Below are 22,851 nucleotides of genomic sequence, written 5' to 3'. Positions count from 1 at the left end.
GACAAGTGGGCGGCGATCAGAGCCGAGGATCTGGCGCGCCGCGCAGGGCTGAGCAAGAGCCTTGCCCGGCGGTGCATGAAGCATCTAGGCCGGAGAAGCTCGGACCAGCGATAGGGCCGATGTCCAAACCGCCCACCTTCCGCGCCCTTCTCGCACGGTGCAAGAGGTCAGCTTGCGGGAGTGGTCTGTGCCGGGACGGGCGTTGCGGCGGGATCGGCGGGCTGCGGGGCGTCGGTGGGGTCGGCAGCGGTGGTCTGGGCGGGGGCTTCGGTTCCAGGCGGCGCGGATGCTCCTTCCCCTGACATCGAGGGTGCCGTGGTGGTGTCTGGCGCGGTGGCCCCGGGTGCCGCCGGGGCGGTTGGCAGCGGGGCGCTAGGTGTTGCGCCGGCTGTTTCCCGGGCAGAAGGGGTGGCGCTCGGCGCCTGGTGGGTCGCGGACGGGTCCTGCTGGATGATCTGCCGGATCTGTGCCGCGTATTGGTCCAGGCGGGCCTGGATCTGCGTCAGCGGCTGATCCTGGATGGTGGCCTGGAACGAGCCGATGTCGTCCCACAGCTTGGAGAGTTGGGCCATTCCGGCGGGGCTCAGGGGCCCGTCGAGGGTCAGGACGAGCTGGTTGGCCACCGCGTAGGCGAGGCACTGGGTGCAGTTGTAGTTGGCGGCGACGGCCAGATTCTGCGGGACCACAGTGTGGACCTGGCCGACGACGAGCACCACTTGGAATGCGACAGCCACGGCGGCGCAGTCCCGGCAGCTGGCGAACGCGTCTGCCTCGTTCACGTTGAGCGCGGAGCCGTCTTGGACCCAGACCATCGCGAACGCGACGTCGTAGACAACTGATCCGTCCTTGGTGGTGACGGCCAGGGCCTGATTTCCACCATCGCCTGGGGAGCTCGGTTTGCTGAAGGGGAAGACCCAAGCCGGTGCCGGGGCCGGTGCCGCGCCGTGGGCGTTCCCCGGCGCGGGGGCCTGGCCGGTGCGGGGTACGAGGACCATCGCCAGCTGGGGCTTGTCCGCCGTCGGCTTGGCTGCCCCTTGCGGCCAGATCGCGGCGACCCGCCCCTCCTGTCCTTGCACAAGGCGATCCGTGACGGGAGCCCGCGCGGCCAGGGCATCCGCGACGGTGCCGCGCTCGTATGGCTGGATGGGGCGGTAGGTCGATCCGCTGGGCCACCAGATGGAGGCTAGGAGCGCCGCGACGGCGATCCCGGCGACCAGGGAGGCTGCGCGGCGGCCCGGACGGCCGCGCGTCTTCTGCCACATGTTGCGCGCCCCGCGGGTCACCATCCGGAAGAGGATCAGGGCCATTCCGAGGACGGGGAGGGCGGCGGCGAGGATCATGACGCCCTGCGCGCCTGCGCCCAGATAATCGCCTTGGCCGAGGGCGGCAGCAAGGCTGTCCTCGCGGCGGACCGTGCTGGTCCAGGCGGTCGCGAGGACGCGCGGGAGCGTGATGACCATCAGCGCGAGGCTGCCGAGCAGGATGGGAACCACGATGAGGACCCAGAGGGTGACGACCGCGCGCGCCCACGGCTTCAGCGCCTTCGTCTCGGGATGTCCCCAGCGCCACGGCAGCAGGCCCAGCAGCGTAGGACGGATCCGGTGGTACAGGTCGGGGACGCCCGTGACGTCTGCGAGCACGTGGTAGCCATCGAAGCGCACGAGAGGTGTGAGCTGGCGGATCATCTGCAGGATCTGGGTCAGGACGACGAGGAGGAGGGCGTCGTACCGCGTCGCCCACCAGATCCCGGCGATGAGCACTGTCACGATGGCGTTGAAGTACAGGCCGCCCAGATCCGTGCGGACGCGCCCGCCACGTCCGAGGCGGTACGAGTCGGTCACGTCGGTGTAGAAGGCGGGCCAGAAGAGGTAGAGGCCGGCTCCCATGGCGCCCGGTGTGGCGCCGCCGTAGCGTGCGGCAGCGGCGTGGCCGAATTCGTGGAATCCCGCGGAGAAGACCGTCACGGCGACGACGAGCAGCAACAGGCCCGGGCTGTCGAACGCCTGATAGGTGGCGGAGGCGAGCCCCTTCTCCGCCAGTACCCACCAGCTCACGACCAGGAAGGCTGCTACGAGCGGGACCACAACCCAGGGGCGGAAGAGGGCCGCGAACGGCGCCGTCAGGCGCCGCGTCTTCTCTTCATCGGTGACCGTGTAGCGGAAGCGCAGGCTCAGCAGCGGGTTCGACCGGCGGGCCTCCGGCTGGGAACCGTCGGCCCGCGCGAGCAGTCCCAGGGGGAGCAGCTTCGAGTCGATGAGCGTGCGGACGTTCTCTGCGGTGATCAGGCGGCCGGAGCCCTGGCTCACGCGCCCCGCGATCTCCGAGATGCTGCTTGTTCCGTCCACAGCGGAGAGGACCGAATAGAGCAGCGGCGTCAGCTGCAGGGTCTGGCCGTCCGCGCGGCGCACGAGAGCCGGTGCGTCCCGGTAGCCGGAGCCCTTCAGCTCACCGATCAGCTCCACACCCTCGGCACGTGCCGGGACATGGCCGCCGATGTCCGGAGCCGAGGACGCCGGGGCCGCAGGCGCGGGCGCACGTCCCGGAGGCACCGTCACAGGAGCCTACTGCTGCAGGTTCGAGTGCTGGTCAGAGCTTGCTGTCGCAGCCCCGTCCACGTGCTGGCTGATGACCGCTTCCTGCTGGGCATCGGCGACGGACGTGCTGTCCACCGTCCCGATGTTGGCCGCCACACCTGCGTTGATGGGTGCGGCGACGTTCGCATTTGCGGCTGCTGCACCGTTGATTGGGGCAGCGATGCCGGCATTGGCGTCGAGGTTCACGTTGACGTCCAGCAGGCTGCCGTTGGCTCCGGTCGGATCGGTCGTCGTCGTGGCACCGCCCGTGGTCCCGTCGCTGGGCGCAGGGGAAGAGGCTGTCGACCCGTCGGTGGTGCCGGTCCCAGCCGCGTGCCCGACGCTGCTGTCCTGCACCGAATTGGCGGTCGCGTCTGCATTGATGCCCTGGTCGATCAGCGCTCCCTGATGCGCAACCCCTGCCGCGGTAGAGCCGGCCGAAAGGACGTTGGCCGACGCGGAAGCATCGATGGGTGCGGCCACATTCGCGTTCGCGGCCACTCCCAGGTCGATGGGGGCAGCGGCCTGGATCCCCAGATTCAGGTCGGCGTTGAGGTCGAGGATGGACGCCACTTCCTTGTCCGGCAGTGCGGTGATGCCTTCCGCCGCAAGCTCCTCATCCGACAGTGGCTGCATTCCCGGATTTTCCCCCATCACCCTGCTCCATTCCGGCGCTCTGGGGCGCCTTCTCAGCCGTACCCGTGCTTCTGTAGCCCGTGCTTCGGAACAGTATTAGTAGACAGACCGGTCTGTCTAGGGTGGAGCTCGTCCGGCGTGTCGTCGGAGCACGGAGCCGCGGACGACGACGGCCGGCAGCTCAGCTCTCCTTCCTTTCACCACGGGACAAGGCGGTAGGATTAGTCGACCTTTCTCGAGGACCGCGTCTGTGCTGCCGTCCGCGGGAAGAGAGCTTCACAGCAGGAGATGCAAGCCATGTCCTTGACCACGCCACGCCGCACGCCCAAGGAATCAGCCGAGATCGACGCCGTCCTGTCGCGCCATCCGGTCATCGCGAGCGTCAAGGACGACGATGGACTCCGAGCGGTCCTCAAGGCTCCCTGCCCGGTGGTCTTCGTCCTCTACGGGTCCGTGATGTCCATCGGCGGAATCGTGGGCACGCTGAAGGCCTCTGGAAAGACGGTCTTCGTCGACGTCGACCTGCTCGACGGCTTCTCCAGCAAGCCGGTGGTCGTCGATTTCCTGAAGGCGAGCACGCAGGCGGACGGAATTCTCAGCTCGAAGGCGGCGATTGTGCGTGCCGCGAAGACCGCGGGCCTGATGGCCATCCATCGGCTCTTCCTCGTCGATTCCTTCAGCTACAACAACGTGCCCAAGCAGGTGGGCCTCTCGGGTGCCGACGCGATCGAAATTCTGCCGGGATGCATGCCCCGCGTCATCTCGTGGCTCCGCGAGGACGTGGACCTTCCGCTCATCGCGGGCGGCCTGGTCTGCGACAAGGAGGACGTCATCGGGGCGCTCGGCGCGGGGGCTGTGGCCGTGGCGTCGTCCAACCGCGGCGTTTGGCTCATGTAGACCGGAGACCTCTGTACAGCCGCTTGAAGGCTGTGTTAGAGTCGTCACACTTCAGAACTTCATACAGTTTCGGGACGTGTCCCGAAATGGTTGCTCGAAACCTAGAGAACAGCGACCCCCAATTCCAAGGGGATCGCTGTTCTCTTTTTTTGTGCCAAATTCTTGTGGACCTTTTCGAGCCGCCGCGGAGTTCTCGAGCCCATCAACTCAGGAACGGAAGAATCGGAATTGGCTAACCTCACACGCGAAGAGATCGTCAGCGCCTACGTGGACATCCTCGGCAGCGAGCGCGTCCTCACGGACGAGCAGACCCTCCGCGAGAACAGCGTGGACCGCTACTACAAGGTGGAGAACGTCTTCGGCATCTACTCCCTCCCGCTGCCGGCGGCGGTCGTGAAGCCCCGGACCCCGGAGGAGGTCTCGTCGGTCCTCAAGCTGGCGAATGCCTACAGCATCGCGGTGGTGCCGAAGACCGGCGGGTCGGCCACGGAGGGCGGCCTCGAGACCATCGTCGAGGACTCGGTCGTCATCGACGGGTCCCTGATGAACGAGATCATCGACATCGATACCGAGAACATGCTGGCCACCGTCCAGTGCGGCGTGCGCCTCCAGGACCTCGAAGACGAGCTCCGCAAGATCGGCTACACCACGGGCCACTCGCCTCAGTCCAAGCCGATCGCCCAGTTCGGCGGACTCGTCGCGACCCGGTCCATCGGGCAGTTCTCCACCCTCTACGGCGGGATCGAGGACATGCTCGTCGGCGCCGAGACCGTCTTCGCCAACGGCGAGATCTGCCGGATCAAGAATGTCCCCCGCCGCGCTGCGGGCCCGGACATCCGCCACCTGATCCTCGGGAACGAGGGGGCCCTGAACTTCATCACCGAAGTGAGCGTGAAGATCTTCCGCTACTACCCGGAGAACAACCGCTTCTACGGGTACCTCCTGGACGACATGAAGACGGGCTTCGAGATCCTCCGGGAGGTCGTCACGCAGGGGTACCGGCCCTCCGTCGCGCGGCTCTACGACCAGGAGGACGGGCTCTACCACTTCAAGCACTTCTCCGACGGCCGCTGCGTGCTGATCTTCATGGCCGAGGGCCCCCAGCCGCTGGCCGATGCAACAGGAGCGGCGATCGAGGAGATCGTCTCGCAGTACCCCGCGGTGGACCGCGTCGCGGACTCGCTCATCGAGGACTGGTTCAACCACCTCAACTGGGACGTGTCCAAGATCGAGGAGGAGAGGGTCGAGATCCGCGAGACCCTCAACAATGGCTTCACCACCGAGATCTCGGGCAACTGGAGCGTCATCAACGACATCTACACGAGCGCCCTCGCCCGGATCCGCCGGGAGGTCCCGGCCGAGTTCACGCTCCTCGGCGGCCACTCGAGCCACAGCTATCTCAACGGCACCAACATGTACTTCGTCTACTACTACAAGATCGACGTGGACCCCACGGAGGAGCGCACCGTCTACCACGACCCGATCCAGAACATCATCGTCGAGGAGACCCTCAAGCGCGGCGGGTCGATGTGCCACCACCACGGCGTGGGCAAGCACCGGACCCACTTCCTCGCGGAGGAGTACGGATCCTCGCTGCACATGCTCGAGACGCTCAAGTCCGCCTTCGACCCGAACCGCATCATGAACCCGGGAACCATCTTCCCGCTCTGAGGGCCGAGCCCGAGCAGGGCCCCGCCCCCCACGGGGCCGAGCCGTCGCCTCGGCCACGCCCCCCATGAACCACCAGGAACCCAGCAGGAGCACGCATGTCCGAGTCGAGCATCGTCGACTTCCAGATGAACTTCTTCTCCCTGAAGAACAAGAACGCCATCGTGACCGGCGGCAACACCGGCCTCGGCCAGGCCTTCACCCTCGCGCTGGCGAAGGCCGGGGCCAACGTCCTCGCGGCCAGCATCATGCCCGACGACGGCCGCACTGCCGCCATGGTGGCGGAGACCGGCTCGAAGTACTCCTACGTGATGTCCGACATCACCGTCGCCGGGAACCCCAAGAAGGTCGTCGACGCGTGCGTCGAGGAGTTCGGCAGCGTCGACATCCTCGTGAACTGTGCCGGCCGGAGCATCAACGAGCCTGACGTCCTCAAGTACACCCGGTCCCAGTGGGACCCCATGGTGGCGCTGAACCTTACGGCTGCCTTCGAGATGGCCCACGAGTGCGCCCAGCACATGGTCCGCCAGCGCAGCGGCAAGATCATCAACATCTGCTCGGTGTTCACCTTCCTCGGGGGCCAATGGTCACCGGCCTACGCCGCGACCAAGCACGGGATCGCCGGCTTCACCAAGGCCTACTGCGACGAACTGGCCCAGTTCGGCGTGCAGGTGAACGGCATCGCGCCCGGCTATTACGCCACCGAGCTGACGGCGGACACCCGGGCCAACCCGGAAGCCAACCAGCGGGTCCTGGACCACATCCCGGCCAACCGCTGGGGCCAGACCCAGGACCTCATGGGCGCCACGGTGTTCCTGGCCAGCAGGGCTTCGGACTACGTCAACGGCCACATCCTCAGCGTCGACGGCGGCTATCTGGTGCGCTGAGCGCCCCAGCAGACTAGGACCCAACCATGACCGGCAAGTACATCATCGGACTCGACGGGGGATCGCAGAGTTCGAAGGCCACCATCTTCGACACGGACGGGAAGGTCGTGTGCGAGGCGAGCCAGCCGCTGGCGCCCATGCACACGCCCGGATCAGGGATCGCTGAGCACCCGGATGACGATCTCTACACGTCCTTGGTCGCCGCGGCGTCCCGGGTGATGAAGGCGTTCCCGGGCGACCCCGCCGAGATCGTCGGCGTCGGGCTCTGCAGCATCCGCTGCTGCAGGGCCCTGGTCCGCAGCGACGGCACCCTCGCCGAGCCCGTCCAGAGCTGGATGGACGACAGGCTGTCGAGGCCCTACGAGCACACCAACGAGGAGGTGGCCTATGTCACCACCGCCTCCGGGTACCTCATGGGACGCCTCACCGGCGAGCTGACGGACACCGTCGCCAACTACATCGGCCCCTGGCCGATGGACGTCCGCACCTGGGACTGGTTCGACGACCGGGAGACGTTCGACTCCTTCAAGGTGCCGCGCGACATGCTCTACCGCCTGCAGATGCCGGGGGACATCGGCGGATACGTCAACAGCGCCTTCTCCAGCCACACCGGCATCCCCGAGGGCCTGCCCGTTGTCCACACGGCCAACGACAAGGCCACCGAGGCGCTGGGTTCGGGACTCCGGGACGGCGGCACCGGCATGGTCTCGCTCGGCACGTACATCGCGGGCATGGTCATGGGAAAGGAGTTCGCCCCCGAGCCGCAGAACTTCTTCTCGAACTTCGCATCCGAGCCGTACCGCTACATCTACGAGTGCGCCGGCATCAGACGGGGCATGTGGACCGTCTCGTGGCTCCGTGACCTGCTCGGAACGGAGATCGCGCTCGCCGCGGCAGAGGCCGGTCTGAGCAGTGAGGAGCACCTCAACGTCGCGGCCTCGGCCGTTCCTGCCGGGAGCGAAGGGCTGCTGTGCGTCCTCGACTGGCTCGCTCCGCCGAACAAGCCCTTCAAGAAGGGGATGTTCATCGGCTTCGACGAACGCCACGGTTACGCCCACATGTACCGGGCCGTGCTCGAAGGCATCGCCTTCACCATGAAGCGGAACATGGACGCGATGGCCGCGGAGCGGAGCCTCGGCGTCGAGACACTCGTCCTCTCCGGAGGCGGCTCGAACAGCGACCTCGCCTCGCAGATCTTCGCCGACGTCTTCAACGTCCCCGTCGTCAGGAACGGCGTCCGCAACGCTGCCGGCCTCGGCGCGGCGATCTGCACCGCCGTGGCCTGCGGCATCTATACCGGCTTCGACGAAGCCCGTGAGCACATGGTGCGGCGCCACGACCGGTTCGAGCCGACGCCCCACAACGCTGCGCTCTACGCCGAACTCTGCGCCGTCGCGGGGGAAATACCCCGTCAGACGGACCCCATCCTCGAAAGAATCCACCAGATCCTCACAGATGACAAAGGAGCCATCTCCCATGCCTAAGCTCGGCAGATCGAAGAAGATTTTTCAGCTCGCCTTGCTCATCCTGGCCGCCGGGGCGATCTACCCCCTGGTCTACCTGCGCCAGAACTTCGAAGCCACCATCCTGACGGTGTTCCACCTGAGCAACTCCGAGCTCGCCGACCTCTACTCGATGCTGGGAATCATCTTTGTGATCGGCTACATCCCCAGCGGCTGGCTGGCCGACAGGATCCCGGTGCGGTACCTGATCGTGTTCTCGCTGGCCGTCACCGCCGTCACCGGGCTGTTCTACGCCCAGGTCCCGGACAAGTCCATGCTGCTGTACGTCTACCTCGCCTGGGGCTTCGCAACCGTCTTCACGTTCTGGAGCGCGATCCTCAAGACCGTGAGCCTCTTGGCCGACAAGAGCGAGGAGGGCAAGTACTTCGGCGCCCTGGACGGCGGACGAGGGCTGGTCGAGGCGATCCTCGCCAGCTGCGCCGTGGGACTCTTCGCCGTCTTCGCCGGGGGCGGCACCCCCGACTTCGCGTCCTCCAAGGCCGGCTTCCAGGCCGTGGTCTACATGTACTGCGCGGTCCTCATCGCCATCGCCGTGCTGATCTTCTTCGTCCTCTCGGACGGGGACACCAAGGAGAAGGCCACCCGGGACGAGCCCGTCGAGTCCACGTTCGCCGCCGTGCGCCGCATCCTCAAGATCCGCGAAGTCTGGGTCATGAGCATCGTCCTCTTCTGCGGCTACACCCTCTTCTGGGCCCACTACTACTTCTCCGGATTCCTCAACGTGAACCTCGCGGTCTCGCCCGTCAACGCCGGCGGCGTCACCGTGATCATGCTCTGGATGCGCCCGATCGGCGGATTCGGCGGAGGCTACCTCGCCGACAGGCTCGGCAAGTCCCGCGTCCTCGCCGTCGCCATGACCGCCGCGGCAGCAGGACTGGTCGGCCTGAGCCTTCTCCCCAGCGGATCCACCGCCGTGGCAGACGTGCTCGTGGTGGCCGTGGGCCTGTTCCTCTACGCCATCCGCGGCGTCTACTGGTCCCTGCTCGACGACTGCCGCGTGCCCGCCGCCGCGACCGGCATCGCGATCGGGATCATCTCCTTCGTCGGCTACCTCCCCGACATCGTCATCCCGCAGATCAGCGGTGCCATCTACGCAGCGTTCGGCAAGGACGTCGCGGGCGCCAACAGCCTGTTCTTCATCGTCACGGCCGTGATCGGCGTCATCGGGGCCGGTGCGGCGGCCTACTTCGCGGTGCTCATGAAGAGGCGGAGGGCCGCAGAGGCCGCCACCGTGGGCGCAGCACTCCCCGCGGCAGGCTAGCCCGTAGCTTCAGGGATGAAGGAAGGGCGGGGGTCGTAGCGACCCCCGCCCTCCTCTGCGACATTGGCGACCCTCAGGCGGGTGCCTCCGGCCCGAACAGCTCCTCGGCAACGTCAGCCCGGAGGTGGTACTCCCGGTTCTCCACCGGCCAGAGGTGCCCGTGGACCACGTAGTACCCGCGTCCCTCCCCGGGACCGCCCGCCGCGGTATCGATGGCCTCCAGCAGCGCCTCGTCCAGAATCTGGGCGGGACCACGGGATCGGAGCGTTTGGAGCTCCTCGGGCCGAAGGGCGTGGAGCATGCCGGTGACGTCGACCATGACCGTCCTCCTCGTGACGCTTCTGCTTAACGACCACAGGGCTGCGGGGTCGAGTGTAGGGGCCCTGCCTTGGACGGGGAAAGCCGGGCGCGGGCCGGCTTCCACTGGCCGGAAGAGGTTGCGCGACCGCCAGGGCAAGCCCAAGTTCCCGCTGCCGGGTCGGCTGGCCGATGAGGTCGATCCGAGTCTGGCGGTGTCGGCTCGTGCGGCCTAGCATGGGCGCACTGCGTGGCAAGCGAACCCTTGTCTGGGAGGAGGGGGAGGTGCGGTCAACGCCTGGATCACGAGTGCGTGCGCTCGCGCTCGCCCTCGCTCGACGGGCCGGCCTCGCCGCCGGCTTGGGCCTCGGATGGCTGCTCCTCTCGGGCTCCGCGGCCTCGGCATCCAGTGTTTCGTCAACAGTCCCGCCCGCGCCCGTTCCGGCCGTGACAGCGCTCGCCGGCCAGCCCGCGGTCCAGACCGCCCAGCTGGCGGTGGCCTCCACGGTGCGGACCACGACGTCGGCCGTCGCCTCGGCCGTCGAGGCGGCGCCGTCCTCGGCGGCGCCCCTGCTCGCGCGACCGCTCAGGCCGCTCACGCCGGTCGCGGACAGCGCCGCCTCACAGATCGCCCTCACGGTGCGGTCCCTCGGCGACGGCGTCGCTTCCGCCGTGGCCGACCCCGCGTCGATCCCGGACCGGCTCCCAGCGCCGACGGACATCACGTCCTTGCGCGAGCCTCCGGCGTCGGCCGGGACGCGGGCCTCCGGCGCCGTCCCCGAAGCTCCCGCTCCCGCAGCGGCTCCCGCGCAACCAGCGACCCCGGCTCCCGCAGCCGCTCGGGTCAGTCGCGTCTCGGGCAGCGCAGCGCCCTGGGACCCGGTGCACGGCGTGGGCTCGGCCCCGTTTGGCGCCCGCGCAGGTTCTGCCAGCACTGATTCCACGGCTCCGGACGGCGGGCCGATCGTGCCCCTGGCCCCCGTGCCGACCTCGGGGACATCCGGGACCGCCACCGGGCTGGGCGGGGGCTCGCCGGTTCCGCTGGCCCTCACCGGGTCTGTGCTCATTCCGGCTCTGCTGGTCCTCGGGCGCGCTAGGGCGGCCCGTTGCCCCGCGCCTGCCTCCCGCACGTTCGATCCCGGCTCAACTCCCGGCTGACAGGGGACGAGTCTGCCCTCTTCACGGGCGACAGATATCGTCCCCGCGCCTTCGCGCGCCCATGTCAACCCAGGAGATGCACCATGAACGTCCACGGCAGCCGAGCGATCCTCGGCACACCCACCGCGATCGGCCCCGCCAGCGGCATCGGCAACTGGCCCGACCCCATGTAGAGGACCAGGCATGAAGCGAGCCTCGGGCCGCGGGAGCCTTCGTGGCCTCCGCGGTCCGGGGATGCCGCCCCAGCGCCGTCCCCGGTTCTCACTGCGCAGGGTGAGCAGCGCGCGGCGGAATGGCGGCACCCAGCCGCCGGCCCGCCACGACGAGGCCGACGGCGAGCAGCAGCCCCGCGGCCCCGCTCACCAGCAGCGGCACGCGGCCGGCGTCGCCCCACGCGAGCCCTGCCCAGATCCCGGCGACGAGGACGCCGCCGCCGGTGAGCCCCTGGAACAGCCCCTGCGCGCGGCCCTGCACCTGCGCCGGGGCGAGGCTCGAGACCCACGCCTTGCCCACGCCGTCGGTCGCCGCCGCGAACCCGCCGTACACGGTCAGCACCGGGAACACCCATCCGGGTTCGCTGATGAGCCCGAGGCCCAGGTAGCCTGCCGCGAAGCAGCCGAGCCCCGCGGCGAACACGAGGTGGCGCGGGAGCCGGTCGGACAGCGCCCCCGCTGGATACGACAGGCCCGCGTACGCCACGTTGTAGAGGATGTACGCGCCGATCACGCCCTCGGTCGTCAGCCCCAGATCGTGCGCCCGCAGCAGCAGGAGCGCGTCCGGGAAGTTGACGAGCGAGAACACCGCCAGCCCCCCGATGAGCAGCCGCAGCCGCGCCGGGAGGCGGGCCGGGCCGCCCGGGTGCGCGGCCGGCGTCGTGCGTCGCGGCACCCCCTGGCGCACGACGGCGGCGGGGGCCCTGCGCTGTTCCCGCACCACGGCGACGAGCAGCACCGAGAGGACGGCCGGCACCACGGCGACCCACAGCAGCGGCGCGATCTGCCGGTGGAACAGCTCGTAGAGGACGAGGCCGAGGGCGGGCCCGACCACGGCGCCGAGAGTGTCCGCCATCCGGTGGAAGCCGAAGATCCGGCCGCGGCTGTCCGCTTCCACGCCCTCCATGAGGAGGGCGTCGCGGGGTGCGCCGCGGATGCCTTTGCCGAGGCGGTCCACGCAGCGCGCAACGAGCACCACCGGCCACGAGCCCGCGACGGCGATGATGAGCTTGCCCACCGCCGCGAGCCCGTAGCCGAGGCCGATCAGGCGCCGCTTCGAGGACCGGTCCGCGAGCCGCCCGGCCACGATCTTGGTCAGCGAGGCCGCGCCCTCCGCCGCGCCCTCGACCGCGCCGACCACCGCGGCCGGGGCGCCGAGCACGGTGGTGAGGAAGATCGGCAGGATCGGGTACAGCAGCTCGCTCGCGGCGTCCTGCAGGAAGCTCACACCGGAGAGAGTCGCGACGTTGCGGGTCAGCCAGCGGGGGCGCCTCACGGTGGTCACGGTCCGAGGCTTGCACGCGGGGGAGGCGGTGCCAAGGTTCCGCTGTCCGGGTGGGTCACGCCGAGGCACGCTGCCGCCTGAGGTCCCGCCCGGTCCACAGGATGAGCGCGCCGAAGGCAGCCACGGTCAGGGCGGCCGAGACCACCACCATCACGTCGATGGGCAGCAGGTAGACGAGCGGCACCCGCACCGCCGCCTCGGCGAGCATTCCCAGCCCCCACACCACCGACATCTTCAGGTGCCATCGCCGGGCGGGGGCGCTCGTGCGGAACTGGGTCAGGAGCTCCGCGGCGCGGTCCGGGCTCCAGCTGCGCGCAGCCTCCAGGGTCAGGGGATGCCCCAGCGCGGCCATAGACAGGAAGGTGAGGCCGACGACGGCCGTGGTGATCGAGTCCTTCAGCAGCAGGAACCTCGGATCTCCTGTGACGAAGGACAGCACCAGGCCGAGTCCGAACACGATCACCATGAGCAGGCCGAAGGCGTTGAGCGAATGGTGGCGGATCGCGACCAGCGCGACGCGGGCGGCCGCGACGAGGGTGGCGGACAGCAGGGCGGCCCAGTCGCCCGCGCCGAACAGATGCAGGGCATAGTAGGTGACCACGGGCAGTCCGACGTCCCAGGCGAGGCCCCGGACGAGGGCCTTCGTCACGAACGCGGAGTACGGGGGGACGTCCTTCGGTGGGGTCATGCGGATTCTCCCGGCTGTCCGGGCCGGTCAGGCCCGGGGCGTCCCGCTGGCGTTGACATCCGCGGCGACGTCCTCGGCGAACCGGCGGACCGCGTCCCACTCCGTGTACACGTAGTCGCGGCTCACGTCGGTGCCGAGCCCGGGCTTCTGCCCCTCGGCCCACCTCTTCATGAGGTGCCGGCGGACGAACCCGTAGTGGGTGTAGACGAGCGCGCCGCCGAACAGTGCCACCCGGTCGGGCCGCCAGCCGGTCTCCTGCTCGAACCGCTCGACGTAGCCCCTGGCCTCGGCGGGGTCCACCTCGACCGCGAGGCTCACCGAGAAGAACGCGGTGGGCATGCGGTTGAGCGTGTCCGCGTGCGCCCGGATGAAGTCCACCACGTGCCTGTCGTGCCGGCCCAGGTGGACGGAGGCGCCCACCACGGCGCCGTCGTACGGGGCAGGGTCTGCGTCGTGGACGGTCTTGAGGTCTATGAGGGTGGCCTCGATGTCGTGCGAGCGGAGGACCTCGGCCACGACGTCGCCGATCTTCGCGGTCTGCCCGCCGGCCGCGCCATAGGCGAGGAGAACGCGCTTCACGGTGGCCCCCTCCAGGAGTCTCCAGGGCTGTAGGGAGATTCTGTTCTGCCTCCGCCGGGGGCGACACGGCCCAAAGACCCGAACCTGTGCGGCCGCCGGGCCGGGATGCAGCTGTCATGCCCTTCACCGATGCCGTAAGCTGCCTTGGCGGTCTGTTGGGGCGGGACCGCCCGTCTCCCCAGACCGCACGGCCCCGCTCCGGGGCAGGGGCGCCCACCGCGGGTGAAGAGAGAGGGACCGATGACTCAGATCGACGCAGTGCTGTCCGTCACGGGCGAGGCCCAGATCACCGGCTCCGACGGCAGGACCTGGCGCACCGCCTATCCCGACCTCGAAACGGCCCGCGAGTCCGTCCACGCAACCGCCGTGGCCACCGCCGCCGAGATCGACGCCCCCGTGCACCTGAAGATCTCCGAGCCGGCCGGTGAGCAGCGACTGCTCGTGCACGGCAACGGCGAGTTCGCCGTGGATGCCCCGTACGGATCGGCGGGCCCGTCCGGGTTCGACGCGTCCCTCGGCGTCCCGCCGGCGCCTGCCCACGCCCCGGCCCACGCCTCGCCGTCCATCGACCCTGCGGCCGTTGCGCCGGCGTTCCCCTCGCACGCGCCGTCGTTCGAGCCGGCCTCGTTCGAGCCGGCCTCGTTTGAGCCGGCGCCGTTTGAGGCACCGGCGTTCGAGCCGGCGTCGTTCGAGCGGGCGGCAGCCACGCCTGCGCCGCCAACGCATGCCCCGGCGGCTGCCTCCGCCTCGGCCCGGGAGGCTGCAGCCGCGCCGATCCGCGAGGAGGCCCGCGACGGCGCCCGCGACGACGCCCGCAGCGAGGCGCCGCTGCGCGAGCGGCGCCGCCGTCCCACCGCTGCCGACTTCGCCGCCTCCAGGCCCGCCGTCCCCCAGAGCCCAGCGCGCGAGGGCTGGCAGGGTGCGGTCAACACCCTCTCCGGAGGCGCCCTGCGCCTGGCACCGGGGGAGCGGGAGATGACCCGCCGCGAGTGGCGCGCCTCGGTGCAGCGCGGCCTCGCCGGCCACAAGTGCGTCGTGTTCGTGAACCTCAAGGGGGGCGCCTCGAAGACCACGAGCTGCTACCTCACGGCCGCGACACTCGGCCGCGTCCGCGGCGGCAACGTCCTCGCCTGGGACAACAACGAGAACAAGGGAACCCTCGGCGACCGCGCCATGCAGGCCAGCCACGACCACACGGCCGCGGACCTCCTGGCCAACATCGACCGCTTCGCCCAGCCCTCCAACGCCCACGAGCTCGTCAACTACGTGCGCGCCCAGGGCGAGAACAAGTTCCACGTCCTCGCCTCCCAGAACCAGGCCGGGGACAAGGAGGTCATCGACGGGAGCGCGTTCGTGCAGCTCCACACGGTGCTGCGGCAGTTCTACCACCTCGCCCTCGTGGACACCGGCAACGCCTCCACCGCCGGAACCTGGCAGGCCGCCGTGGAGATCGCGGACGAGATCGTGCTCGTGGCGATGAACAAGGAAGACTCCTCCAAGACCCTCGCGGCGACCGTGGACACGCTCGTGGACATGGGCTTCGCCGACAAGCTCAGCCGCGGCATCCTCCTGGTCACCCAGCCGGCCCTCCCGTCGAAGAACCGCAAGGCCCGCGCCACCGCCAACGAGGAGCGCCTGGCCCGCATCCGCGACCACTTCGGCCACTACGTGCGCCAGATCGTCGTCGCCCCGCACGACGAGGCCCTCGACGACGGCGCCGACATCATCTTCGAGAACCTCGCCCCCGAGACGCAGGAGGCCTACCTGGAGGCGACCGCCGCCATCGTCGACGGTCTCTGAACCAGGCCCACGGCCCCCACGATCACCCACAGGGCAGCGCCCCAGCCGAGCACCGGGAACAGGATGGCGACGCCCCCGTTCGCCTCGGAGGCCATCGCGGACAGGACGAGCGTGGTGGCCGAGATCGGGGCGTGCATGAGCATCGCCAGGGACAGGCTCCCGGTGCGGTCGTAGACCCACACCATGAGCACCCTGTACGGCGGCAGCCACGCGAACAGGAAGACGGCCACGATGAGCGCGGGCGGCAGGACGCCGGAAGGATCGGCGCTGCCGGCGAACATCGGGAAGTGCCAGGCGCCCCACAGCACCCCCATGAGGATCCCGGTGGACAGCATGCCGTGCCGCCGCCGCAGCCTCGGCAGCGCGAACCCCGTCCAGCCGAGTTCCTCGAAGATCCCCACCGAGACGCCCACCGCGAGCGCGCCCGCCACCGTGCTCCACAGGTCGCCCGGGGACGCGAAGCCGCCATAGAAGCCCGGGACAGCGAGCGAGATCGCAGCCGCGGTCGCGAGCATGACCAGCGGCCCGGTCAGGAGGGCCACGGCGTACCACCGGCCCCCAACGCGCCAGCGGCGCAGCCTGCGCGCCAGCTCCCGGAACCCGGCCTTCCCCTCGAGGACTGCCGTGAGGATCATGCCTGCCCCGGCCGGGCCCGCCAGCAGCGCGCCCCCGGCCGCAGGCGGCGTCGTCGCCCCCGTCATCACCATCCCGGCGGGCCCCAGGAGGGCCAGGATCCCGCCCCAGGAGATGGCGAAGGCGAGCACGTAGTAGGCGGCCACGGAGTGCCGCCGGAGGAAGGCGCTGAATCCTGCCTGGGTGGTCCTCATCGTGTCCTCGATCCCTGGCCCTCCTCCCATGCTCACCCTGCAGGAGCCGCCGGGGCAGGGGACATGGTCTCCTCCTGGGCGCCGACCACGGGAGCCGGGCGGACGACGGCGGGCGGCCGCCCGCCGTCGTCCGTCACCTCTCGATCTTCGCGCTCGCGCGGAGCGTCTCGAGCGGGATGTGCGCGGTGGCCCGCTCGATCTGGGCCGCGATGCCCCGCAGCGTGGGGAGGTGGCGGAGCATGCCGGCCGCCTGCGAGGAGGCGACCACGATGCCCAGGCCCGCGCCGATCCGGCCGGTGTGGAACACCGGGACCGCGAGGGAGGCGGAGCCCAGGCGCACCTCCTCGGCGGTGGTGGCGTAGCCCTGCTCGCGGATCTGCACGAGCTCGTCGGCGAGCCGCGCCGGGTTGACGTGTGTGAAGGCCGTGGGCTGCTCGAGCTGGCGGTTGAAGTAGGCGTCGCGGACCCAGTCCTCCTCGAACGCGAGGATCACCTTGCCCACCGCTGTGGCGTGCATGGGCAGCCGGCCGCCCACGCGCGAGGCCCGCGGCACCCGCTTGGTGCCGTAGATCCTGTCGATGTAGAGCACCTCGTGGCCCTCCCGGATGGCCAGATGGGAGGTCTCGCCTGTGAGGGAGAACAGGTCCTGCAGGTACGGGCGGGCCGTGTCGCGCAGGGCCCGGCCGGCGTTCTGGCCCAGCTCCCACAGGCGGATCCCGAGCTGGATGCGCCCCTGCGGGTCCCGGGCCAGGGCACCTGAGTCGACGAGCTCGCCGACGAGCCGGTGCGTGGTGCTCAGCGGGAGGTTCGCCGCCTCGGCCAGCTCGGACAGGCTCAGGGACCGGCGCCCGGACTCGAACGCGAAGAGGATCGCGAGGGCCTTGGACGTCACGGTGCGGCCCGGCTCGCTGCTGCCGCCCGCCATCCGCGCCTCCTCGCCCGTGACCGCCTGCCCCCGCCCGTCGCGGGGGCTGCCGGGCCCAGCGCCCCGCGGCTAGGGCAACTCTAGCGCCGCCCGCTCCGGCCACAGGTTGGCCGACTCGACGGCCGCAAGGCCTCGGGCGAGCGCCTGCGCGGCGTCGGTGAACAGGTGCCCGTTCACGCGCGAGGCGCACAGGCGGAGCGCCTGCCCGCGGTCGAGCCCGAACCAGTCCATGACCGTGTCCAGCCCGTGCGGGGTGAGCCGCCACGTCTTGTCCGCGTCCTTGACGATCGCGTCCTCGATCGAGAGGGCCTCCCGGCGGGAGTCGTGCCCGTCGATGATCTCCACGATCCGTTCCGCCCGCTCGTGCGGCACGCCCGCCTCGGCGAGGATCCCCTCGGCGAGCCGTGCGCCTTCCTTCTCGTGCAGCAGCACGAGGTCCGGCCGGCCGCCGCCGGGCGCGATGGCCTCGAGCACCTCGTCCGGGGGGACCTTGGACCAGCCGATGTCGTGCAGCATGATCGCCGGGAGCACCACGCCGGCGTCGGCCTCGGGGTGCGCCGCGAGCAGCGACCGGGCGATCGCCACGGCGTAGAGCGTGTGCGCGTCGTTGCTGCGCACGCCCAGGTGCACCACGGCCCGCGGCCAGATCCGTGCCAGCTCGACATCGAGCTCTCCCCCGAGCCCGTCGGCCAGGCTGAACACGCCGTCCGCCTCGTCGGGGATGGACGCGCTCACGTCGCGGCCCACGTGGTTGGCGGTCGCGGTGTGCTTGAGAGCCATGGGACCAGTCCACCGCGGCGGGCGTGGCCCGCGCCACCGTCCGCTTCCGCTGGGTGGAAGTGCTCCGGGGCGGTGCGCCCAGGCGCCGGGCATATCGACACAACTCGGCAGCTCCTGCGGCAGATGAGGCCGGATCTGGGCCCTGAGTTGTGTCGAAATGCCCGGTTGTGTCGGCACGCCCGGGGCTATTCGTCCGGCTGCTCGGCCTCCACCGAGACCACGGCCAGGAAGCCGCGGCCGCTCACGGTCGGGGCAGGTTCGCCGCCGACCACGGTGTCGTAGCGCGCGAGGGGAGTGCCGGGGTCGTCTGCGGTATCCCCACCCGGCGCGGCCACGGCGTCGCCCTGCAGGAGGACGCCGAGCTGGCCCGGCCCGAGCGGGAGGGAGCGCTTCTTGGACAGCTCGAGGATGGTTACGTACCCCGAGCAGGCCCCGCGGCGGGTGATGAGGTTGAGGTCGCGGATGGGGCCGGTGGGGAGCACCGCGCTCGCGGGCGCGCCGCCGTCGAACCTCAGGGGGCGGTAGCGCTCGAGCCCGTGCTCGCGGCCGTCGACCGTGAGGACGAGCAGCTCGCCGTCGATCACGGTGAGGACCCGGTCCATGCCCTCGAACGTGGAGAAGTCGCCGGCGCGGTCCACGTCGGCGATGCTGAGCCGCCAGTCCCAGTCCCAGTCCTCGCCGGCGGCGCGGTCGTTGCCGGCCGGGTCGGCACGGGTGTGGGTGCGCCCGCGGGCGATCTCGACGGTTGTCCCGCCGCCGTTGCGCCAGCGGGCGGGGGAGAGGTCGGCGAAGCGGATGATGTGCGCGGGCATGGGCGTCCTTCCGTCGGTGCTCCAAGGCTACGGGGCGGGAGGCCGCGCGGAGGCGGCCTAAGCTGGGTGCCATGAGCGCCGCCGCGACCCTGCCGAAGGCCTTCGGAGCCCGCGTGGGCGCGGCGGTGCAGACCCTCACTCCTGGGTACTTCGCGCTCACGATGGCCTCGGGGATCATCTCCGTGGGCCTCGAGCTCGAGGGCATCTACTGGCTCTCGTCCGCGCTGCTCGCGGTCTGCGCCCTCTCGTACGCGGTGATCCTGGTCCTGAGCCTCGCGAGGCTCGTGGGGTTCCGCGCCGACATGACCCGCGACTTCCTCGACCCAGGGCGGGCGTTCGGCTTCTTCACGTTCATCGCCGGGACGAACGTGCTCGGCGTCCGCCTCGGGATGGCCGGCTGGCTGGGCGCGACCGCGGCGCTCCTCGCCGTGTCCGCGGCCGTGTGGGCGGTGCTCGGCTATGTGGTGCCGTGGACCGCGGTGCTGGGCCGGGAGGAGCGGCCCGTGGTGCGGCACGCGAACGGGTCGTGGTTCATCTGGTGCGTCGCGAGCCAGTCGGTGGCGGTGGCCTCGGCGTCGCTCGAGCCGGCGGCCGGGGACGACTGGCGGCCGGCCCTCGCCCTCGTCGCCGTGGTGGCCTGGTCGGTGGGGCTCATCCTTTATGCCGCCGTGGGCATCTTCGTGTCCCTGCGGCTCATGACCTATCCCATCCGGCCCGAGGACCTGCGGCCGCACTATTTCGTGGCGATGGGAGCCATGGCGATCAGCGTCCTGGCCGGGGCGCGGATCGCCGAGATGGCCGGCGCGCCCATGGCCGACGCGACGCGGGGGCTCGTGGCCGGGGCGTCGGTGGTGTTCTGGGCGTTCGCGTCCTGGCTCTTTCCCGTGCTCCTGGCCGCCGGCTGGTGGCGGCACCTCGTGCACCGCGTCCCGCTCGCGTACGAGCCCGGCCTGTGGAGCGTGATCTTCCCCCTCGGCATGTATGCCGTGGCCGGCATCTACCTCGGCCGGGCGGACCGGCTCCCGATCGTCGAGTTCATCGGCCGGGCCGAGCTGTGGGTCGCCGTCGCCGCGTTCACGGCGGCGTTCCTCGGCATGCTGTGGCACCTGTGGGCCACCCTCGTGCGCCCGCGTGCCCCGCGCGCCGTCTGAGGCCCACCTTCTGGGCGGAGCTGACCCCCGTTGTCCGTGGGACCATTGAATGGAATCGGCCGCCAGCAACGGAGGGGGAGCCATGGCCAACTCGGGGTCCGGGGACTCGGTGGTGGACCGCGTGGTGCGCATCCTGGAGGCGTTCCCCGAGGGCGTCAGCTCCCTGCCGCTCGGCGAGCTGGCCGCGCGCGCGGGCCTGCCGCTCACGAGCGCGCACCGGCTGGTCAACCAGCTGGCCGGCCACCGCCTCCTCGAGCAGGCGCCCGGCGGCAAGGTCCAGCTGGGGCTGCGGCTGTGGGAGCTCGTGAACCGCAACTCGCCCACGCTCGTGCTGCGCCAGGCCGCCCTGCCGTTCATGGACGACATCCACCAGGTCCTCAACCAGAACGTGAACCTCGCGGTGCTGCAGGGGGACGACGTCCTGTTCGTCGAGCGCCTCTCGCGGCGCGGCTCCGTGGCGAACCGGGCCAAGGTGGCAGGGCGCATGCCGGTGCACGTCTCCTCCGCGGGGGTGGCGCTCATGTCCGCCCAGCCGCCGCACGTCCAGGCCGCCTACCTCGCGCGCTTCCGCGACCCGACCGGCAAGGCGACCACCGAGCACGTGCGCCAGCTCCTCGCCGCCGCCGCGACCCATGGGTACGCCGAGCTCGCCGGCGTGGTCGATCCTGACACGTGGGGCATTGCGGTTCCCATCTACGACCGCCAGCGGCGCGCGGTGGCGGCGATCGGCGTCGTCGTACCTCTCGCGGAGGTGCGGATGCAGCAGCTGGTGCCGCCCCTCAAGACGGCCGCCCGCGGGATCGGGCGGCAGCTCGGGGCGCCGGGGGAGTAGGGGGCGCGGCGGCGATACCGATGCTCTCGTTTTTCCGTCCTGGTTCCGATCAACGGAATCTCAGTTCGCCGGGCGAGCGAGCCGCGTCACACTCGAGGGAGACGCACGCCGCAGCGGATCCCGCCGGTCCCGTGCCCCGAAGAACCCGAAAGGAACGATCATGGGCGATCGCACCGTCATCACCACCCAGGTGGCCATCATGGGCGCAGGCCCCGCAGGCCTCATGCTCTCCCACCTCCTGCACCAGGCGGGCATCGAGAGCACGGTCGTGGAGATCCGCAGCCGCGCGGAGATCTCCGCCACCATCCGCGCCGGCATCCTCGAGGCCGGCTCCGTGGATCTCCTCGTGAACTCGGGCGTGGACAACGTGCTCCGCAACGGCCACGAGCACGAGGGCACCGAGTTCCGGGTCAACGGCGAGGGCCACCGCATCGACTTCAAGGGCCTCGTGGGCCAGTCGGTGTGGCTGTACCCGCAGAACGACGTCTTCGACGACCTCGCCGCCCGCCGCGAGGCCGACGGCGGCGACGTGCGCTATTCGTGCTCCAACACCGACGTCTACGACCTGCTCGGCACCCCCAAGGTCTACTTCACCGACGCGGACGGGCACGACTTCGAGCTGCGCGCCCAGATCCTCGTCGGCGCCGACGGGTCCCGCTCGTACTGCCGCCACCAGATCCCGGAGTCCGGCCGCAAGACGTACTTCAACGCCTACCCGTTCGCGTGGTTCGGCATCCTCACCGAGGCCCCGCGCAGCGCCCCCGAGCTCATCTACGCCAACTCGGCCCACGGCTTCGCTCTCATCTCGCAGCGCACCGACACCATGCAGCGCATGTACTTCCAGTGCGACCCGACCACCAATCCGGCCGACTGGACCGATGAGCAGATCTGGGAGCAGCTGCGCCTGCGGGTCAACGGCAACGGCTTCGAGCTGAAGGAAGGGCCGATCACGGACAAGGTCGTGCTGCCGTTCCGCTCGTTCGTCCAGGCGCCGATGCGGCACGGGAACCTGTTCCTCGCCGGCGACGCCGCCCACACCGTCCCGCCCACGGGCGCCAAGGGCCTCAACCTCGCCCTGCACGACGTCAAGCTCCTCTTCGAGTCCCTCGACTCCTACTTCAAGTCCGGCTCGACCGCGCTGATCGACACCTACTCGGACCGCGCCCTCGACCGCGTCTGGAAGGCCCAGTACTTCTCCTACTGGATGACCACGCTCCTCCACACCGTCCCGAGCGAGGAGAACCACGACTTCTTCCGCGCCCGCCAGCTCGGGGAGCTCCGCTCGCTGCTCGAGTCCGAGCACGGCCGCGCCTACATCGCCGAGTGCTACACGGGGTGGCAGGGCAAGTAGTCGGGCTGCCGCGCCGTTCGCCCGCGGCGAGGGGCCGCGGGCGAAGATGGGTCCATGACCAACGCAGTCCCGGACCTCACTGATGAGCCCTCCTTCTACCTCGACAAGTCGGACCCCGCGGCGTGGAAGGCCCTCAACGGCCTCACCCTCGCCGTGCGCAAGGCGACGGACGACGCCGGGCTGCCGCGCGCCGTCGTCGAACTCGCCTCGGTGCGGATCTCGCAGATCAACGGCTGCGCGTACTGCCTCGACCTGCACGGGCGGCTCGCGGTCGAGGCGGGCGTGCCCGAGCGGAAGCTGCACGTCCTGCCGGCGTGGCGGGAGGCGGGGCTGTTCACGGTGCTCGAGCGCGCCGCGCTCGACGTCGCCGAGGCCGTCACGCTCCTGCCCGACGACGAGGAGCGGCTCAACACGCTGGCCAAGGCCCGCGCCGAGCTCGGCGACGCCCGGTTCTCCGCGCTGGCCTGGGCGGCGGTGACGATGAACGCGTTCAACCGCGTCTCGATCGTGAGCCGGCACAAGGTCCAGCCCTAGCCTCTTTCCCACGACCGGCCCTGGCCCGCACGACCGGTGCTGCCCGGCACCGTCCGTGCGGGCCAGGGCCGTTCGTGCTTCCCGGCACCGTCCGTGCGGGCCAGGGCCGTTCGTGCTTCCCGGCACCGTCCGTGCGGGCCAGGGCCGTTCGTGCTTCCCGGCACCGTCCGTGCGG

At 70.4% G+C, this 22,851-nt stretch carries 21 protein-coding genes; 11 read left to right on the top strand and 10 right to left on the bottom strand.

Annotated elements, in window-relative coordinates; genetic code table 11:
• Nucleotides 1-167: 167 nt before the first annotated feature.
• Together J2W21_RS09565 and J2W21_RS09560 are read right to left on the bottom strand one after the other, a co-directional pair.
• A complete protein-coding gene (locus J2W21_RS09565) occupies nucleotides 168-2,549 on the bottom strand; it encodes a hypothetical protein (RefSeq protein WP_307114280.1) in 2,382 nt (793 codons plus the stop codon).
• Nucleotides 2,550-2,561: 12 nt separating this feature from the next.
• Nucleotides 2,562-3,227: a peptidoglycan-binding protein gene (locus tag J2W21_RS09560; protein ID WP_307114279.1), complete on the bottom strand. Its 666-nt coding sequence runs from the start codon at nucleotides 3,225-3,227 to the stop codon at nucleotides 2,562-2,564.
• Between the two features lie 279 nt (nucleotides 3,228-3,506).
• Between J2W21_RS09560 and J2W21_RS09555 the strand changes: the two genes are divergently transcribed.
• The 5 genes from J2W21_RS09555 (at nucleotide 3,507) to J2W21_RS09535 (ending at nucleotide 9,445) form a co-directional block, all read left to right on the top strand.
• Nucleotides 3,507-4,106, top strand: coding sequence for a glycerol-3-phosphate responsive antiterminator (locus J2W21_RS09555; RefSeq protein ID WP_307114278.1), 600 nt, complete (start codon nucleotides 3,507-3,509; stop codon nucleotides 4,104-4,106).
• A 228-nt stretch (nucleotides 4,107-4,334) separates the two neighbouring features.
• Nucleotides 4,335-5,777 carry an FAD-binding oxidoreductase gene (locus J2W21_RS09550; protein WP_307114277.1) on the top strand — a complete coding sequence of 481 codons (1,443 nt, stop codon included), beginning with the start codon at nucleotides 4,335-4,337 and terminating at the stop codon, nucleotides 5,775-5,777.
• Nucleotides 5,778-5,872: 95 nt separating this feature from the next.
• Nucleotides 5,873-6,661, top strand: coding sequence for an SDR family NAD(P)-dependent oxidoreductase (locus J2W21_RS09545; RefSeq protein ID WP_307114276.1), 789 nt, complete (start codon nucleotides 5,873-5,875; stop codon nucleotides 6,659-6,661).
• Nucleotides 6,662-6,687: 26 nt separating this feature from the next.
• On the top strand, nucleotides 6,688-8,145 hold the full coding sequence (locus J2W21_RS09540; RefSeq protein WP_307114275.1) for an FGGY-family carbohydrate kinase: 1,458 nt from the start codon (nucleotides 6,688-6,690) through the stop codon (nucleotides 8,143-8,145).
• Nucleotides 8,138-9,445: an MFS transporter gene (locus J2W21_RS09535; protein ID WP_307114274.1), complete on the top strand. Its 1,308-nt coding sequence runs from the start codon at nucleotides 8,138-8,140 to the stop codon at nucleotides 9,443-9,445. The genes J2W21_RS09540 and J2W21_RS09535 overlap by 8 nt, the downstream gene beginning before the upstream one ends.
• 73 nt (nucleotides 9,446-9,518) lie before the next feature.
• On the opposite strand, the gene J2W21_RS09530 is transcribed toward J2W21_RS09535, so the two are convergent.
• Entirely contained in the window at nucleotides 9,519-9,764 is a 246-nt protein-coding gene (locus J2W21_RS09530) for a hypothetical protein (protein ID WP_307114273.1), read from the bottom strand.
• 425 nt (nucleotides 9,765-10,189) lie between these two features.
• Between J2W21_RS09530 and J2W21_RS09525 the strand changes: the two genes are divergently transcribed.
• A complete protein-coding gene (locus tag J2W21_RS09525) occupies nucleotides 10,190-10,900 on the top strand; it encodes a hypothetical protein (RefSeq protein ID WP_307114272.1) in 711 nt (236 codons plus the stop codon).
• 261 nt (nucleotides 10,901-11,161) lie between these two features.
• Here the strand turns inward: J2W21_RS09525 and J2W21_RS09520 are convergent, their stop codons facing one another.
• The 3 genes from J2W21_RS09520 to J2W21_RS09510 are packed head-to-tail and all read right to left on the bottom strand — an operon-like array spanning nucleotide 11,162 to nucleotide 13,664.
• The gene (locus tag J2W21_RS09520; RefSeq protein ID WP_307114271.1) at nucleotides 11,162-12,397 is read right to left on the bottom strand and encodes an MFS transporter; all 1,236 of its coding nucleotides are present in this window, start codon (nucleotides 12,395-12,397) and stop codon (nucleotides 11,162-11,164) included.
• Between the two features lie 55 nt (nucleotides 12,398-12,452).
• Complete coding sequence (locus tag J2W21_RS09515; RefSeq protein ID WP_307114270.1) at nucleotides 12,453-13,085, bottom strand: VC0807 family protein; 633 nt, start codon at nucleotides 13,083-13,085, stop codon at nucleotides 12,453-12,455.
• Nucleotides 13,086-13,112: 27 nt separating this feature from the next.
• Nucleotides 13,113-13,664, bottom strand: coding sequence for a flavodoxin domain-containing protein (locus J2W21_RS09510; protein ID WP_307114269.1), 552 nt, complete (start codon nucleotides 13,662-13,664; stop codon nucleotides 13,113-13,115).
• Between the two features lie 240 nt (nucleotides 13,665-13,904).
• Between J2W21_RS09510 and J2W21_RS09505 the strand changes: the two genes are divergently transcribed.
• On the top strand, nucleotides 13,905-15,464 hold the full coding sequence (locus J2W21_RS09505; RefSeq protein ID WP_307114268.1) for a hypothetical protein: 1,560 nt from the start codon (nucleotides 13,905-13,907) through the stop codon (nucleotides 15,462-15,464).
• Here the strand turns inward: J2W21_RS09505 and J2W21_RS09500 are convergent.
• The 4 genes from J2W21_RS09500 to J2W21_RS09485 all read right to left on the bottom strand — a co-directional run bounded on the left by J2W21_RS09500 (nucleotide 15,425) and on the right by J2W21_RS09485 (nucleotide 18,808).
• Nucleotides 15,425-16,291, bottom strand: a complete 867-nt coding sequence (locus J2W21_RS09500; RefSeq protein WP_307114267.1) for a CPBP family intramembrane glutamic endopeptidase — start codon at nucleotides 16,289-16,291, stop codon at nucleotides 15,425-15,427. The genes J2W21_RS09505 and J2W21_RS09500 overlap by 40 nt on opposite strands.
• A 133-nt stretch (nucleotides 16,292-16,424) precedes the next feature.
• Entirely contained in the window at nucleotides 16,425-17,216 is a 792-nt protein-coding gene (locus J2W21_RS09495) for an IclR family transcriptional regulator (protein WP_307114266.1), read from the bottom strand.
• Nucleotides 17,217-17,285: 69 nt separating this feature from the next.
• Nucleotides 17,286-17,996 carry an HD domain-containing protein gene (locus J2W21_RS09490; protein WP_307114265.1) on the bottom strand — a complete coding sequence of 237 codons (711 nt, stop codon included), beginning with the start codon at nucleotides 17,994-17,996 and terminating at the stop codon, nucleotides 17,286-17,288.
• 185 nt (nucleotides 17,997-18,181) lie between these two features.
• The gene (locus tag J2W21_RS09485; protein ID WP_307114264.1) at nucleotides 18,182-18,808 is read right to left on the bottom strand and encodes a HutD/Ves family protein; all 627 of its coding nucleotides are present in this window, start codon (nucleotides 18,806-18,808) and stop codon (nucleotides 18,182-18,184) included.
• A gap of 71 nt (nucleotides 18,809-18,879) precedes the next feature.
• Here J2W21_RS09485 and J2W21_RS09480 point away from each other — a divergent pair, with 71 nt between their 5' ends.
• From J2W21_RS09480 to J2W21_RS09465, 4 genes are all read left to right on the top strand, one after another.
• Nucleotides 18,880-19,959 (top strand): tellurite resistance/C4-dicarboxylate transporter family protein, encoded by a 1,080-nt coding sequence (locus J2W21_RS09480; protein WP_307114263.1) that lies wholly within the window; start codon nucleotides 18,880-18,882, stop codon nucleotides 19,957-19,959.
• Nucleotides 19,960-20,041: 82 nt separating this feature from the next.
• Nucleotides 20,042-20,791 carry an IclR family transcriptional regulator gene (locus J2W21_RS09475; RefSeq protein ID WP_307114511.1) on the top strand — a complete coding sequence of 250 codons (750 nt, stop codon included), beginning with the start codon at nucleotides 20,042-20,044 and terminating at the stop codon, nucleotides 20,789-20,791.
• Nucleotides 20,792-20,951: 160 nt separating this feature from the next.
• Nucleotides 20,952-22,142 (top strand): 4-hydroxybenzoate 3-monooxygenase, encoded by a 1,191-nt coding sequence (locus J2W21_RS09470; RefSeq protein WP_307114262.1) that lies wholly within the window; start codon nucleotides 20,952-20,954, stop codon nucleotides 22,140-22,142.
• A 54-nt stretch (nucleotides 22,143-22,196) separates the two neighbouring features.
• Nucleotides 22,197-22,676, top strand: coding sequence for a carboxymuconolactone decarboxylase family protein (locus tag J2W21_RS09465; protein WP_307114261.1), 480 nt, complete (start codon nucleotides 22,197-22,199; stop codon nucleotides 22,674-22,676).
• The last annotated feature ends 175 nt before the right edge of the window (nucleotides 22,677-22,851 follow it).

Origin of the sequence: Sinomonas atrocyanea, from assembly GCF_030811715.1 — a bacterium.
Classification (GTDB): domain Bacteria; phylum Actinomycetota; class Actinomycetes; order Actinomycetales; family Micrococcaceae; genus Sinomonas; species Sinomonas atrocyanea_A.
Note: the sequence above shows the minus strand (reverse complement) of the source record. Positions and strands in the feature narration are given on the sequence as shown.